This window comes from Candidatus Paceibacterota bacterium, from assembly GCA_041660505.1.
GTDB lineage: Bacteria > Patescibacteriota > Minisyncoccia > Phycocordibacterales > JACRKE01 > JBAZWG01.
This window is the reverse complement of sequence record JBAZWG010000001.1, coordinates 185,680-200,669: the sequence shown is the minus strand read 5'-3', so window position 1 is coordinate 200,669 and position 14,990 is coordinate 185,680. Positions and strand designations below refer to the sequence as shown.

The following is a 14,990-nucleotide window of genomic DNA, read 5'->3' as shown; positions in this document are numbered from 1 at the left end:
ATATAAAAAAACTTTTGTTTTCTGTGTATAAATTATTTTGTTTTCGCAGAGAAAAACATTATAATTTATAATATATGGCGAAATATCCAACAACGCTGTCGCGCCACTTTATTGATGCGGAAAGGTGTCCGGCATTCCATATTTTTGTCCACGTCTTGGCGGTGGCTGTTGTTGCCGTCGCTATCCATAAATTCGCACTAACCCCTTTTATAAGTAAGGCCGACACATGTGCGAATGATCACGCCGTAGATGGCGTAGACCAGGACTGGACACCAACCAATGGCGACACGTGGGACTTGGACGGCACGGCGGGAATCGCTATCGCCGGCGCTCACTGCGGGATAGCAGGGTTCTCAATTCCTTCCGGCACGGTTTCTGTCAAAGCGTATGACGGCGCTAGTTACGGCAGTGTAAATATTACCGCCGCGAGCACGACCATCAACGGCACTCTCACTGCGGCCGGTTTGGGTTATGCGGGCGGTGGCGGCTTGACTTCCGGTTCCGGCCCCGGCGGCGGCGTAGGAGGCGCAGACATCCAGGGCAACGGTGGTGGCCATGGAGGATTTGGCGGTAAGGGAGATGGTGGTGCCGGAGGTACGGTCTATGATTCTGCCTCTACACCGACAGATATGGGATCGGGCGGTTCCGGAAGTGGTGTTGGAGGTTATGCAAGCGGTGGCACAGGAGGTGGTCTTATTAGCCTTACAATTTCGGGTACGGCAACAATCGGCGGAACGATTTCGGCGAATGGTTCCAATGCGGTAGGTGGTCAGTTTTCTCAAACCGGTGGTGGTGGCGCGGGCGGAAGTATTTTAATAAACACAGGGACTCTGAACGGTGCGGGGACTATCACCGCAAACGGAGGTGTGGGTAGCTCGAACAACTCTAGCGGTGGTGGTGGGGGTGGCAGAATTGCAATTCGTTACACCACGAACAACATGTTTACGTCGTCCAACTTTGACACTTACGTTAAAGCATACGGCGGTACTCATTACAGCGGAGGTCAGGATGCCGGAGCCGGAACTATTTTTACAAAATCAGCCGCAGAGACATATGGTGAAATTTTTGTTGCTAACAACGGAGTATCTTCTAATGTTGGTACTGGCTTCGCTGATAACACTATTACCCTTGATGCTCTCACGATAAAATCGAGCGGTCTAATGACTCACAAGACGAATACCACAGCCAAAACAAATTACATAGATTGGACAATTACAGACGTTACAATTGATTCTGGCGGATCCATTAGCATCTCAGGTAAGGGGTATACCGGAGGGAGTCCCACGCAAATAGGCAACGGACCCGGCGGAGGAGGAGTGGGAGTGACTGTCCAAGGTGACGGAGGTGGCCATGGCGGCAGAGGGGGAGACGGTGGCAATGGGGCCGGCGGAGGTGTCGCTTACGATACCGCGACTCACCCTACAGACATGGGCTCCGGAGGTGCGGGAAGTGAAGTCGGCGGATACGCAAGCGGTGGCGCGGGCGGTGGCCATCTTTCAATTTTGGCAACAGGCAGTTTTACACTTAACGGCACTATAGTCGCAAATGGTTCTGATGGTACAAGTGGCCAATTTTCACAAACTGGCGGAGGTGGTGCTGGCGGTGGTGTCTATATATACACAAATACTCTCGCAGGTTCTGGCAGTATAACGGCGACCGGCGGTGCGGGCACGACTAATAATGTTAGCGGTGGTGGCGGGGGAGGAATAGTTGCAGTTCATTATTCAAGTGGTGGTTCGTGGAGCGGGAGTGTCGCGGCCGCAGGCGGTAGCGGTACTAGCGGTGGCAGTCACAATGGTTCTACTGGTGCAGCTGCTGCCACTGCCGATGCCGACTTCAATCCCCCCACGCTCGACACAGTTACGATAGCTTCAAACAATTCTGATACCACTAAGGCCGGCATCGGCAGTATTGTTACGCTTACAATCGTCGCGAACGAAGCGATAGTTTCCCCTACTGTTACTATCGCCGGCAGAGGTGCGAACATCACCGGCTCCGGCACGTCTTGGACGGCCTCGACCACAATGACGGCTGACGATCCGGAAATTGCAATACCGTTCAGCATCACCGCGACAGATACGGCTGGCAATGTTGCTTCTGCTGTCACAAGCACAACCAATTCATCAAGCGTTACGATGGACAAGTCCGCGCCAGTGCTCGCGCCAATAACAATTACGTCTAATAACTCAAGCACTACGCGCGCAAAGACAGACGACATCGTTACACTCTCGTTCACAGCAAATAAATCCATTCAAACTCCCGTTGTAACCATCGATGGTAGAGGTGCGAACATCACCGGCTCCGGCACGACATGGCAAGCCTCGACCACGATGCAAGCAGGAGATACTGAAGCAGTGGTTACCTTCTCGGTGACAGCCACGGATACGTTAGGGAATGAGGCCACGCCCGTCACGGCAACGTCCAACGGCTCGGCTGTCACTTTTGATAAAACAGTTCCAACCGTGCCAACTGTTACTATCTCATCATCCAATTCATCGACGACTCTGGCGAAAACAGATAATGTCGTTACCCTCGCATTCACGGCAGACGAGAGTTTGCGAACGCCGGTGGTAACCATTGCCGGCAGGAGCGCAACTGTACTCGGTTCGGGTACGACGTGGACGGCCTCGACGACGATGCAGTCCGGCGATAGCGAAACGGCCGTGGCATTTTCCATCACGCCGACAGATGCGGCGGGGAACGAAGGCTCGGCTGTTACCGCCATCACAACAGGTCTGAATGTCGTATTTGACAAAACCGTACCGACCCTCTCGCCTGTTACTATATCTTCTAACAATACTACTAACACGCTCGCAAAAGTCGCTGATATTGTGACCCTTACGTTCACAAGTTCTGAAGCCATCGCCACGCCGACTGTCACAATCTTCGGTCGCCCTGCAACTGTCCTTGGCTCTGGCACGTCGTGGACAGCCTCGACCACGATGGAGACGGGGGACACGAACGGCACAGTTACGTTCTCGGCAACACCTATTGATATGGCAGGCAACTCCGGCATCGCCGTCACCGCCATCACGTCGGGCTCTAATGTTCGCTTCGACAAAACCCCACCGGCAGTGTCAACCGTCACGATATCTTCCAACAACACGACCAACACACTTGCGAAGGTGGCCAATATTGTGACGCTCATATTTACAACAGATGAGAATATCAAGACGCCAACGGTAACCATCGCTGGCAGAGCGGCCAGTGTATCAGGTTCGAATTCATCCTGGAGCGCCACGCAGACGATGGAGACCGGCGATACCGAAAGCGCCATTAGCTTTGCCATTACACCGGTTGACTTGGCGGGGAATGTCGGCACGACCGCGCTCGCTGTCACTTCCGGTTCCAATGTAACCTTCGATAAATCTGCCCCGACGCTTTCTCCTGTCACGATCGCCTCGAACAACAATACGACCGCCTCCAGAGCCACAACGAACGATATCGTCACCTTAACATTTACTGCCAACGAAAGCATTACAACTCCTACTGTTCTTATTGCCAGCCGCAGTGCGAATATTACAGGCTCCGGTACGTCATGGACGGCCTCGACCACGATGATATCCGGCGACACCCAACAGGTGATACAGTTTAGTATCACTCCGACAGATATCGTTGGCAACGCCGCTTCTGCGGTGACGGCTATCACTTCCGGCTCTGGCGTCACCTTCGATAAGTCTACTCCTACGATCAGCATCACGACTCCGACAGAAGGTTCTATGATTGCCACTTCAACTACCCCGCAAGTCACAACCAATGAAGCGGCAACCTGCACATATTCATACGATGGCGCGGACTCGGTTGCCTTCGCCACGACCGGAGGAACCACTCATACTGCTAGCGCAATTACCGGCATAACAGGCACAGCTCATACTTTGACTGTCACCTGCAACGACCTTGCCGGTAACGTTAACACTTCTGCCACAAGAAACTTCAAATCCCTGACGACGAGCGGTACCACCGTAACCGGTGGCAGTGAACCGGTCGTGTTCGAAGGAACTTCTTCTGGCGGTGTCACCATGCCGAGTTCTATTACAACACTGGTCCTTTCCGAATCCTCCCCGTTGTCTGCGTCCACTAGTCTGTCATCAATCTCTGGTGGCAACTTAACTCTTAATGGTTCAATCTTGCCGCTTGGCGCATTCACGAGCGGTTCGCTTGTCTCTGTCGACTTGACTCAACCCCAAACGATTGCGGATAAGACTGTCACAGTCGGCACCGGCTTCACTCTTAATTCCGGTACGACTGGCTCTCCAGTAGTCATTACCGGTTCGGCAGTCTCCGGCACAAGTTTGTCTATCCCTGATGCCACGTCCATAATGGGCCCCACCGACTGGGACGGCAAAATAACCCCGCCCATTACGGGTAGTAGTGCTGGCACTTCGCCATCCGGTTTTTTGGTCGGCGATGCTATACAGATCGGTTCAGCCGATGTTACTCTCATATTTGACAAAGCAGTTACTCTCACATTCGACACTGTTAAGACAATGGTATTCAAGATGGCCGGCTCAGACACTTGGCAGACGCTCTCAACTTGCGCCGGTACATATTCCTCTCCGACAGATCCGACACCGTTCGGCGAATGCGGTATCAGTAATGGCCTGCAGACGAAAGTCTTAACTTACCACTTCACGACCTTCGGCACATTAACAGCCGTGCCTGAGGTGGTCCGTCTCGCTAGCAACAACGGCCCTATCTACGGCTGGGTGATGGGATTGTTTAGTGATGCTAAGCCTAAGGTGATGGAGAAAGTAGTACCCACAGTTACGCCGGCAGACAGTTTCATTTTTCTCCACCCCGTAATTTCTAAAAGAGCACAAACACAAGTTCGAGTACCCGCAACTATTAAGGGCGCTTCAAGCATCAACTCTGTGTTGGTCATTGGTTCTAGAGGTAGCAGTGTTACTCTGCTCCAGAGACTATTGGCTCAAGATAAGTCTATATATAAGAATGGACAAGTCACCGGCTACTTCGGCAATCTGACACTTCAAGCTGTCCAGAAATTCCAAGAGAAGTATGGTATCGCGAAAAGGGGAGCGATCGGATACGGAGTCGTCGGTCCTGCGACGCGCGCTATGCTCGTAACAGTGTTCGGCAACTAGATAATCTTTTTCTTCACCGCTATTGCGTCAATCTCGACGTGGCAGGCGTCTTTGGCCAGCTTTGCCACTCCTACAAGAGTGCTCGCGGCTTTTGCATTAGCGAGATATCTATTACGCACGGCGGCAACCTCGGCGAATGTTGCGGCGTGCAGATGGGTTAAGTAAATAGTCACTTTCACTATATCATCAAGCAAGGCTCCGCCTTCGGCCAGAATTTTCTTTATATTCTCGAAAACAAATTCTGTTTGCTTCGCGATACTGTCGGCAAAGAGCACATTGCCTTGCTCGTCTATCGCCACCTGACCGGTGACGAATATTATCTCCGCGTCGTTCAAGTCTATCTTGACGCCGTGAGAGAAAGCGCTGGTAGCACCCGGGAACCCGGGAGGGTTAAGAAGTGTTTTAGGCATTTTTCTTATTCAACTCGGCTTCGGCACGTTCGGCAAAGACAATAAGCCTAGCGACATCTTCTACAGTCAGCTTTCTTGGTTTAGTATCTTTGATACAGAAGACGCCGACGGTCAGGCCGTCTTTCTTTAGAGCGACACCGGCATAGAAGCGGATGTACGGTTTGCCTGTCACCATCGGATTATCCTTGAAGCGGTCATCGAGCAGAGTGTCTTCGACAATGAAGGTGTCCTTCGCCAGCATGGCATGAGCGCAGAATGAGACTTCTCGCGGCATCTCCTTTACATCCACTCCTTGGCAGGATTTATACCACTCGCGATTCGAATCCATTATAGTGATAGTCGAAATAGGAACGTCGAACGCCTTGATCGCGTCGCGTGTAATAGCGTCGAACCTCTCCTCCGGTTCGGTATCTAATATGCCGAGCTCAATAACCTTCTTTAATCGCTCTTCCTCGTTTTCCGGCAATGGTGCTGATTGCATGAACGTATTATATAAAGATTAATAAAATTTTACAAACGGAGCCGGCGAGATTCGAACTCGCGGGCCAGTTTTACCCGGCCGCCTCTTTAGCAAAGAGGTATGTTAGACCACTCCACCACGGCTCCAAATACTTGATAAATCTAGCATTATTTCCACCTTTTTTCTAGCCGGTAAATGTGATAGTCTGGTAATTCGCAAGGATCGGTGGCCGAGTGGTTGAAGGCAGCAGTTTACTAAACTGCCAGACTAGCAATAGTCTCGTGGGTTCGAATCCCACCCGATCCGCAGATTGAAACTTGGGTCGCCGAAAGCTCATTTGTGGCGGTACAAAATTTTGAGTTTGGCCAGACCGCGGTGCAGTTGTACGGCCAACGCGTTTTTTGTCTGACCGGTGATGCGCGACATTTCTTTAAGCGAAAGATCTTGGACATACTTCATGCGCATGACTTTTCGGTAAGCTTCGGGCAGGCGAGCGATAAGGAGCATTGCCGCTCGACCGTCAAGGATATTCAAAAGACGAGAAGATTCGCTCGTGCTTGCGGTCGCGACAGGCTCGAAACCTTTTTCGAGCAACACGTCCAACGACGCAGTTTTGCGTTTGCGATATTGATCAACGATAAGGTTATTTAGAACATGATAGAGAAAGGCTTTCATTACTTCTATCTTGCCTCCCTTGACCAGATAGCGCCAGGTTTTTAGGAATGTATCTTGCACTAGATCCTCGCCGGTCGCATGGTCGCTAACCTTAAAAAAGGCATAGGAATTAAGCCCTTTTTCGAAATCGTGGTGGGCCGACGTCAGAGTGCTATTGCTAGCTGTTTCTTGCTTGGCATTCATATTATTGAAGACGAACGCGTAAGTGTAATATTACACGTCTATTGTTACTCAAGTGTAGCACCGCATCACAGGAATAGCTACTCGACTTGTAATAATGTATCACCGATAACGGCAATATCTGTATGAAAACAAATGACAAAGAATTCGTCGAGCATCTGTGGGAAAAGAGCTGGACGTATATCAAGACAGTCGTGGATGTGGTCCGTGAACCGGTTTTGATACTCGATAAAGATTTGCGCGTAATGGTTGCCAACGAGCCGTTCTACCGAACCTTCCAGGTCGAGCATAAGGATACCGAAGGCCAGGTGATATATGAGCTCGGGAATCACCAGTGGGATATCCCGGCTCTGCGCAAGTTGCTCGAAGATATTTTGCCGAAGAACACTTTCTTTAAGGGCTTCGAAGTGACGCACGAATTTCCCTTCATCGGGCGCAAGGTCATGATCTTGAACGCCAGACAGATCCACTTCAAAGAAGATAACGTTTCCGAACAATTACCGCCGATAATCTTACTGGCGATGGAAGATATTACCGACATGATGGTGGTTGCGGAGACTCTGGCCGGCCATGCCAAGCAGCTGGAGTTGAAGCTTAACGAAAGAGTTCATAAGTTGGAAAAATACATAATCAAACTGGAAAACGAGGTCAACGAGCTTAAGGCGGTGAATAGATGACGTAATAGAATAGGTCTTCGATCGGCATCACTTACAATAAGGCAAGGCAATAAAGGTCGCACAAAGTGTTATTAACTTAAATAAAATTTATGACATATAATAAAACATTCATCGCGGCACTCGCAATATTCGGCCTCTTTGCCGGTACGGCCAGTGCGTCAACGCTTACGCAGAATCTCTCGGTTGGTTCCACCGGTTCCGAAGTTATAGAGTTGCAGACCTTCCTAGCCAGTGACAGCTCAATCTATCCCGAAGGTTTGATTACGGGAACGTTCGGTTCATTGACCAGAGCTGCGGTTGTGCGCTACCAAGCCGCGAACGGTATCTCGCAAACGGGCACTGTCGGTCCGATTACGCGCGCGTCAATCAACAGCAATAATGGTCTTGGTAACGGCAACTCCTCCTTTGATTCTAATGCGCCGCTCATGGGTAGCACAAACGTGAGTAAGAGCAATAATTCGGCGACATTATCGTGGACTACGAACGAGCCGGCCAAGAGCCGTGTCATGTTCGGTACCGGTTGGCCGTTCCTCTATGCTAGTGCATCCAGCGTAGGTACGAATAGCTACAATCTCGGTAGCAGTATCACGCTTACCGGACTTCAGCCCAACACCGCGTACTACTACGTTCGCGAGTCGGTTGACGGTTCTGGCAATATTATGTGGACGACCCACAAGACGCTCGTGACGAATCAATAGGATTCCACAGTGCATAACAAAACACCTCTTGTCTGGAAAGATGAGGGGTGTTTGGTGTATACTATTATGATTATATATAATAACTACCCGCCTGCCAGCGACTGAAGCCGCAGGCAATGTCGGGCAGGAAAACTAGTTTATGTCATATATCGCGAAGGATATGTCGATTGCATCATGGTTCTTTCATAACACACAGAGTAGCTGGATCTGGCTCATCGTCCGGCTTTACGTCGGATACGCATGGATAACCGCAGGATGGGAGAAAGTTATTAGTGATATGTGGGTTGGGAGCGGGGCGGGCACGGTCATCGTCAAATTTTCAACAGTCTCACTTACGAAGACGGCGGGCTTGCATCCTGATGTCCCGAACTGGTACGCATGGTTTCTGAACACGTTAGTCATTCCATATCCGGAGTTTTGGTCGTACCTCGTGGCTTACGGCGAGCTCCTCGTCGGCATCGCCCTTATCCTCGGCGTATTCACTAGCGTAGCCGCGTTCTTCGGAGTATTCATGAATGCAAACTATCTCTTCGCCGGTACGGTCAGCACCAATCCGGAATTACTCTTACTCGGTATCTTCCTAATCCTAGCCTGGCGCATCGTCGGCCACATCGGTTTGGATCGCTACATACAACCAAGGCTGGCAAAACTGTGGCTCTAATGTATTCTATAGATCAACAGGTTTCTCTCTGGTTTTATGCCTTGCGTTCTGATGCGGGTGTTTCTGTATTCAAATTCGTTACTTTCTTTGGCAGTAGTAGGGCGGTAGTCTTGCTCGCTGTTTTATTCTGCCTTTATCTTGTATGGCGTAAACAAAAGGTGCTTATCAAGTATTTCGTTTGGGGGCTCGTGGCTAATGAGATTATTGTGTTCACACTTAAGTATCTCATGAATCGCCCTAGGCAGTTACTCGCGGTGGTACTTGAGACCGACCCATCTTTCCCTTCCGGTCACGCGGCGTTCGCGGTATTTTTCTTTGGATTCTTGATTTGGTATGCAACTAAGTTCGTTCAGAACAGCGCTTGGCGGGGAGTTGTGCGCATTATCAGTATGCTTTTTATTATCTTGATACCGATAAGCAGGTTATATCTTGGCGAACATTATCTGACCGACGTGTTCGCGAGTATAATTATAGCGAGCACAGTACTTTACATTACTGTCAAGTGGTGGGAAAAGGCTTCGCGGCAGGCGCAATTCTGAAAATTCCTTGCGCACTTTTTGCGAACGTTTTCTGATGCAGTGGGAAAAAAGTTTTCCACTGTTTTTTGTTGCGCACGTAAGTACAATGAAGTCTCCTTTACTAAATTTTTATAAATTTTATGCCCAAAAAACCTATCGCGAAAGCGAAGAAAGAGAGTCAGGACAAGAAAGCTAAAAACGCAGGCGGTTTCAAGGGTATGAAGTTGCCGAAGTTGATAAGGAAGCGCGACGGCCGGATAGTACCGTTCGACCCGCAGTTCATAACCAATGCCATCCAAAGAGCCTTCAATGATACCAAAGAGGGCAGTCCGGAGGCGGCCAAGATGGTGTGCGCCGGCGTCGTCCGCGAGCTTATGGGTATCGTGGAGAAAGATAAAGGCTATGTGCCGTCAGTCGAAGGCGTGCAAGATATCGTGGAGAAAGAACTGATGTTAATGGACTTCGTTGTTACCGCCAAGTCTTACATTTTATTCCGCGAACGTCATGCCAAACAGAGAATAGCCCAACGTACCGTCCCGGAAGAGGTTCGGAAGCTTGTAGCCGAGAGTAAAAAATACTTCAAAAATCCCCTGCAAGAATACGTGTATTACACCGCTTATTCCAAATGGATTCCCGAGAAGGGCCGCCGTGAGGCTTGGGTTGAGACTGTTGAGCGCTATATGAGCTTTATGAAAGAGAAGGTCAAGAATAAATTGACCGAGGCGGAATATAAAGAAATAGGCGAGTCTATGTTAAGGCTGGATGTGCTCGGCTCCGCCCGCTTACAATTCAGCGCCGGTCCTGCTTGCCGTTATACCAACATCTGCGCCTACAACTGCTCTTATATCGCACCGACGAAGTGGCAAGACTTCGGCGAGATTATCTATATATTGATGTGCGGGTCCGGCCTCGGCTTCTCTGTTGAACGTCAGACCGCCGAACAGTTCCCGATTATTGAGCCCCAGACAGGGGAGATGTTGCCGACGCACGTGGTCGGAGATTCTAAAGAGGGTTGGGCCGACGCGCTCGTCCATGGTTGCAACGTTTGGGCATCAGGCAAAGATGTAAAGTTCGACTTCTCCAAGGTTCGTCCGCAGGGCGCCAGGCTTGTCACCATGGGTAGCCGCGCTTCCGGTCCGGAACCATTGCGCGAGCTCCTCGAGTTCGTCAAGGGTAAAATATTGCGAAAGCAGGGGAGGCATATGGCCCCGATTGATATTCATGATATTGTCTGCAAGATTGGCACGAGCGTCGTTATCGGCGGTTCGCGCCGGGCGGCACTTATCTCACTCTCCGATCTCGATGATCTCGAAATGCGCGAAGCCAAGAACGGTCAATTTTATATTACCGAGCCTCAGCGCAGTATGGCCAATAACTCGGTGGCGTATATTAACAAGCCGGGGATGGAAGAGCTTATGGATGAGTGGATTAATCTCGTCAAGGCAGGCTCCGGCGAACGCGGTATTTATAACCGAGGCTCGCTCAAGAAACAGCTTCCGGATAGAAGATGGAAGAAGTTTGAGAAAGATTATCGCTATGCCGGCATGAATCCGTGCGGAGAGATTGTGCTCAAGTCGAAGCAGTTCTGTAACCTCACCCAAGTGACAGCTCGACCGGAGGATACAGAAAGGACTTTGATACAGAAAACTAAGATCGCCACTATTCTGGGCACCTATCAGGCGATGCTTACCGACTTCAAATATCTCTCACCGGAATGGAAGAAGAATTGCGAAGAAGAAGCGCTTCTTGGCGTCGGCATCACCGGCATGTACGATTGTCCGGCACTTAAGAATCCCAAGGTGTTGCGCAAAATGCGCGAAGCTGCCATCGAGACGAATAAAAAATACGCCAAACGCTTCGGTATTAATGAGTCGACTGCCATAACTTGTATCAAGCCGTCCGGTAACACCTCGCAATTCTTGGACTCATCGTCCGGCATGCACCCGCGCCACGCGCCTTACTACATCCGCCGCGTCCGCGTGGAATCATTCAGCCCCGTCTTCCATATGATGCGCGATTTGGGCGTGCCGTATCATCCGGAGGTGGGCCAGAATGCGGCGACCGCGACCACGTTCGTGGTCGAATTCCCCGTCAAAGCGCCGGAAGGGTCAGTGACAAAGAACGAAGTTTCTGCTCTCGACCTGCTTGAGTATTGGAAGATGATTAAGCTTAATTACACCGAGCACAACCCATCCTGTACCGTGTCTGTTTCTGACGATGAATGGTTCAAAGTTGGCTCTTGGGTTTATGAGAATTGGGATATAATCGGCGGTCTCTCATTCCTCCCGCGCAATAATCACGTTTATCAGCTCGCGCCGTATGAAGAGATTACGAAAGAGCGGTACGAAGAACTGGCCAAGAAATTCCCACCGATAGACTTCTCGAAGATAGTCTTGTATGAATACGACGACTATACGACATCCAAAGCCGAGCTCGCCTGTGTGGCCGGCGTCTGCGAGATAGACCTAGCACCCGTGGCAATGAAGTAAGGCTGGTATTACCTCACAATCTATAGTATACTGCGTCAAGTATGCGAGATATTCGCGTCCCGCCTCGGCGGGATGAGGAAAGTCCGAACACTTAACCCTTTAGTGGGTACGCGTAGCGGGTAACGCCCGTCGTGAGTAATCATAGGGATGAGAACAGAAACGACCCGGTTAAGTCCGGCTGAAACGGCAAAATTCCTACGTGAGTGCAAGGCCGTGCTGGCCGGAACTTTAACATCCGATGTTGACAGCTAAAGGTCTCACCTCCCATGAGGAGGAGAGACCTTAACATCGGAGTTAAAGTTCCGGCCAGAGTGCCGCTTGAGCCCTATAGTAATATAGAGCCTAGATAAATGAATATCCAAACAGAATTCGGCTTATCGCATGCCAAGGGGCCCCGCAAGGGGTCTTTTGTTTTCCACAAAGTTTATTGTATTTTTGTAAGTAACTGACGTATACTGTATTTCTACAAACTACCTGCCCGCCAAAAGCCTGAGCTCCAGACGATGGCAGGCGGGAAAACTAATAACTAAAAACTGTTTTATGAATGACGAACTCTTGGCTAAAGAGATGCTCTCCTCCCTTAATGACGAACTTGGTGGTAACGAAAGCTCGGCGAAGAAAAAGCGCCCCAGTTACGCTCCGCTTTTTGATAATATTGCCGGTTGGTTGCTCATTGCCGTTATTTTCCTCCTGCCTTTCATAATTCTTCCTTTTGCTTCTGTCCCGCTTGATCTCGCCAAGAAGGCAACGCTTGTTATCGGTGTCAGCTTGGCGTTTCTTTTTTGGCTCGGCGCGCGCCTAGAGGACGGTATCCTTTCGGTGCCAAAGAGCCCAATACTGCTTGGTGGCGGGCTTGTTGCATTGACCGCGCTCATATCATCGATAGCCTCCGGCATGTTCAATGTTACATTCTGGGGGATAGGGACAGAGACCAACACTGTTGCCGCATTGTTCGTCTTCGTTGCCTTGCTACTTCTTTCCGCAATCTATTTCCAATCAAGGAAACGTTTGGCGACAGCAGTGAAAGTATTCATGCTCTCCTTTATGATTTTGGCGGTTCTCGAACTCCTAAGACTTTTTCCGACATTTCAGGGAGTTGTTCCGATGTTCGGGCATGGGACGACCGTCTTCGGCCTTTTGCCGAATGTTACCGACAACTTGCTCGGCAAGTGGAACAACCTCGGCACATTTTTCGCTCTAGGCGTTGTTGTGTGCATGTCTCTTTTGGAACTCATCGAGTCTCATGCTCCCAGACTCCTATATATAGGAGGGGCGGTCGGACTGCTTCTTATGTTTCTCGTAAACTTCAACGTTGCTTGGGCAGTGCTCGGCGTTATTGCGCTAGTTCTTCTTGTCTATCGGCTTTCTATGCAGAAGATGTTTGGTGCCAAGCCGGCTCCGGCCGTGCTTATAAGTTTCATCGTATTCTTGCTTTTTAGTGCCTTCGGCATGCCGTGGCTTATTGCCCATAACTACTCGCCCTACCTCGTCACGCTGATAATCGTTGTTCTGGGCTTCGCGGTTCTTTATTATTCCAAGAAGCTGGGGATTATTTCATCACCGGCCCTTTATGTGTTGCTAATCTCGATACTTTGCTTCTTCTTGTATACACAGATAGGTAGTTATCTCGGTGCCAATCAGATAAGTTCGCTCGAGGTTCGTCCGGCTTGGGGCTCGACATTTGAGGTTGTCGGTAAGGTCTTAAGCAAACACGCCTTGACGGGTAGCGGTCCGAATACCTTCTCTAATGACTGGCTTACTTATAAGCCGGCTGGTGTTAACGATACGGTATTCTGGAGCACCGACTTCAACGCCGGCGTCGGATATATACCGACCTTCGTCGCTACGACAGGAATCCTCGGATTGATTGCCTGGCTCTTCCTCTTGGTGTCCTACCTTTACTTCGGTATCAAGGCACTCTTTAAACTTTCCGGCGATCATCTGACGCACGGCGTGCTCTCGGTATCATTCTTATCGTCACTTTTCCTGTGGATAATGGCGGTGGTCTATGTGCCTGACACGGTAGTCCTCGCGCTAGCCTTCGCCGCTACAGGTATATTTGTGAGCAGTCTGGTCACTACTAAATTCAGCGGTGAATTCACACTGTCTTTCTTCAACAGCCCGCGCTTCAGCTTCGTCGGAGTATTAAGCATTGTTGTACTGATGCTTGTCTCGGTATCATTCCTATTCTTCTCGGTCAAGAAATACATAGCGCTCGCCAATTTCCAATCCGCTCTTATTGTCAGCAACACGAGCGGCGACTTGGTGGCAACGTCTAAATACTTAGAAACAGCAGTCAGCCTTGATGGTTCCGATGTCTTCTATCGTTCACTTACCGATCTGCATGTCCTGGAGATGAGCAAGCTCATGAACACATCCGACGTTCCGAAAGAAGAATTGCAAAAACAGTTCCAAGCTGTGCTCGCAAAGGCAATTGAGAGCGGTTCTAACGCAGTGAAGGCCGACGGCGCCAATTACCAGAATCATCTTTCGTTCGGCCGCGTGTACGAATCATTGGTACCTATACTACCGGCCGCTTATGATCGCGCAGTGGCAGAATATAAAGCCGCGCTTGCGCTTAATCCTCACAATCCCCAGATCTACTTGACGATGGCCAGACTCGAAGTGGCGAAGGGCGACAAAACCAAGGCGCGCGAGATGATCAGTAAGGCGCTGGCAGAGAAGAGTAACTACGCCGCCGCCATCTTCTTGCTCTCACAGATAGAGGCTGATGCCGGGAATCTCGATGCCGCTATTAAGAATGCGCAACAAGCCGCAGAGCTTGCTCCGCAGGATATCGGCGCACTATTCCAGCTCGGATTCTTGAAGTACATGAAGCATGATTATGCCGGTGCCATAAGCGTGCTCGGTGCCGCTGTCCAGATTAACCCGAGCTATTCAAATGCTAAGTATTTCTTGGGCCTAAGCTTGGCCAAGACCGGCAAGACCAATGACGCTATTCAGCAGTTCAAGGAGATCGCAGAGTCCAACCCGGACAATGCCGACGTGAAGCGCATTCTCGGCAACCTCGAAGCCGGTCGTGATGCGCTAACGAACGCCCCAGCCCCAGCGCCAGAAAAACGCAAATCTCCCCCCGTCGCACAATAATTAGAAGGCGAG

General features: G+C 50.3%; 10 protein-coding genes, 2 tRNA genes and 1 other RNA gene. 9 read left to right on the top strand and 4 right to left on the bottom strand.

The window, feature by feature from the left end; all coding sequences use genetic code 11:
- Positions 1–74: 74 nt before the first annotated feature.
- Positions 75–5,102, top strand: a complete 5,028-nt coding sequence (locus WC764_01150; protein MFA6006314.1) for a peptidoglycan-binding domain-containing protein — start codon at positions 75–77, stop codon at positions 5,100–5,102.
- On the opposite strand, the gene WC764_01145 is transcribed toward WC764_01150, so the two are convergent.
- The 3 genes from WC764_01145 to WC764_01135 all read right to left on the bottom strand — a co-directional run bounded on the left by WC764_01145 (position 5,099) and on the right by WC764_01135 (position 6,118).
- Positions 5,099–5,512 carry a RidA family protein gene (locus tag WC764_01145; GenBank protein ID MFA6006313.1) on the bottom strand — a complete coding sequence of 138 codons (414 nt, stop codon included), beginning with the start codon at positions 5,510–5,512 and terminating at the stop codon, positions 5,099–5,101. The genes WC764_01150 and WC764_01145 overlap by 4 nt on opposite strands.
- Positions 5,505–5,993, bottom strand: a complete 489-nt coding sequence (locus WC764_01140) for a GAF domain-containing protein (protein MFA6006312.1) — start codon at positions 5,991–5,993, stop codon at positions 5,505–5,507. The genes WC764_01145 and WC764_01140 overlap by 8 nt, the downstream gene beginning before the upstream one ends.
- Before the next feature lie 36 nt (positions 5,994–6,029).
- A tRNA-Ser gene (locus tag WC764_01135) sits at positions 6,030–6,118 on the bottom strand.
- A gap of 73 nt (positions 6,119–6,191) precedes the next feature.
- On the opposite strand from WC764_01135, the gene WC764_01130 reads away from it, so the two are divergent.
- Positions 6,192–6,278 (top strand) — tRNA-Ser (locus WC764_01130).
- A 27-nt stretch (positions 6,279–6,305) separates the two neighbouring features.
- On the opposite strand, the gene WC764_01125 is transcribed toward WC764_01130, so the two are convergent.
- Complete coding sequence (locus WC764_01125) at positions 6,306–6,830, bottom strand: RNA polymerase sigma factor (GenBank protein MFA6006311.1); 525 nt, start codon at positions 6,828–6,830, stop codon at positions 6,306–6,308.
- A 122-nt stretch (positions 6,831–6,952) separates the two neighbouring features.
- Here WC764_01125 and WC764_01120 point away from each other — a divergent pair, with 122 nt between their 5' ends.
- The 7 genes from WC764_01120 (at position 6,953) to WC764_01090 (ending at position 14,978) form a co-directional block, all read left to right on the top strand.
- Positions 6,953–7,504 (top strand): PAS domain-containing protein, encoded by a 552-nt coding sequence (locus WC764_01120; protein MFA6006310.1) that lies wholly within the window; start codon positions 6,953–6,955, stop codon positions 7,502–7,504.
- 89 nt (positions 7,505–7,593) lie between these two features.
- On the top strand, positions 7,594–8,202 hold the full coding sequence (locus WC764_01115) for a peptidoglycan-binding protein (GenBank protein MFA6006309.1): 609 nt from the start codon (positions 7,594–7,596) through the stop codon (positions 8,200–8,202).
- A gap of 139 nt (positions 8,203–8,341) precedes the next feature.
- On the top strand, positions 8,342–8,863 hold the full coding sequence (locus WC764_01110) for a DoxX family protein (GenBank protein ID MFA6006308.1): 522 nt from the start codon (positions 8,342–8,344) through the stop codon (positions 8,861–8,863).
- The gene (locus tag WC764_01105; GenBank protein ID MFA6006307.1) at positions 8,863–9,402 is read left to right on the top strand and encodes a phosphatase PAP2 family protein; all 540 of its coding nucleotides are present in this window, start codon (positions 8,863–8,865) and stop codon (positions 9,400–9,402) included. The genes WC764_01110 and WC764_01105 overlap by 1 nt, the downstream gene beginning before the upstream one ends.
- Before the next feature lie 119 nt (positions 9,403–9,521).
- A complete protein-coding gene (locus WC764_01100) occupies positions 9,522–11,870 on the top strand; it encodes an ATP cone domain-containing protein (GenBank protein MFA6006306.1) in 2,349 nt (782 codons plus the stop codon).
- Positions 11,871–11,909: 39 nt separating this feature from the next.
- An RNA gene (rnpB, locus tag WC764_01095) (RNase P RNA component class A) lies at positions 11,910–12,259 on the top strand.
- Positions 12,260–12,410: 151 nt separating this feature from the next.
- Positions 12,411–14,978 carry a tetratricopeptide repeat protein gene (locus WC764_01090; protein ID MFA6006305.1) on the top strand — a complete coding sequence of 856 codons (2,568 nt, stop codon included), beginning with the start codon at positions 12,411–12,413 and terminating at the stop codon, positions 14,976–14,978.
- Positions 14,979–14,990 lie beyond the last annotated feature (12 nt).

Excerpts from the sequence above, each read along its gene's own strand:
- WC764_01150 (MFA6006314.1), top strand. The coding sequence starts at position 75 with ATGGCGAAATATCCAACAACGCTGTCGCGCCACTTTATTGATGCGGAA.
- WC764_01090 (MFA6006305.1), top strand. The coding sequence starts at position 12,411 with ATGAATGACGAACTCTTGGCTAAAGAGATGCTCTCCTCCCTTAATGAC.
- WC764_01110 (MFA6006308.1), top strand. The coding sequence starts at position 8,342 with ATGTCATATATCGCGAAGGATATGTCGATTGCATCATGGTTCTTTCAT.
- WC764_01105 (MFA6006307.1), top strand. The coding sequence starts at position 8,863 with ATGTATTCTATAGATCAACAGGTTTCTCTCTGGTTTTATGCCTTGCGT.
- WC764_01125 (MFA6006311.1), bottom strand. The coding sequence starts at position 6,830 with ATGAATGCCAAGCAAGAAACAGCTAGCAATAGCACTCTGACGTCGGCC.
- WC764_01145 (MFA6006313.1), bottom strand. The coding sequence starts at position 5,512 with ATGCCTAAAACACTTCTTAACCCTCCCGGGTTCCCGGGTGCTACCAGC.
- WC764_01120 (MFA6006310.1), top strand. The coding sequence starts at position 6,953 with ATGAAAACAAATGACAAAGAATTCGTCGAGCATCTGTGGGAAAAGAGC.
- WC764_01115 (MFA6006309.1), top strand. The coding sequence starts at position 7,594 with ATGACATATAATAAAACATTCATCGCGGCACTCGCAATATTCGGCCTC.
- WC764_01140 (MFA6006312.1), bottom strand. The coding sequence starts at position 5,993 with ATGCAATCAGCACCATTGCCGGAAAACGAGGAAGAGCGATTAAAGAAG.
- WC764_01100 (MFA6006306.1), top strand. The coding sequence starts at position 9,522 with ATGCCCAAAAAACCTATCGCGAAAGCGAAGAAAGAGAGTCAGGACAAG.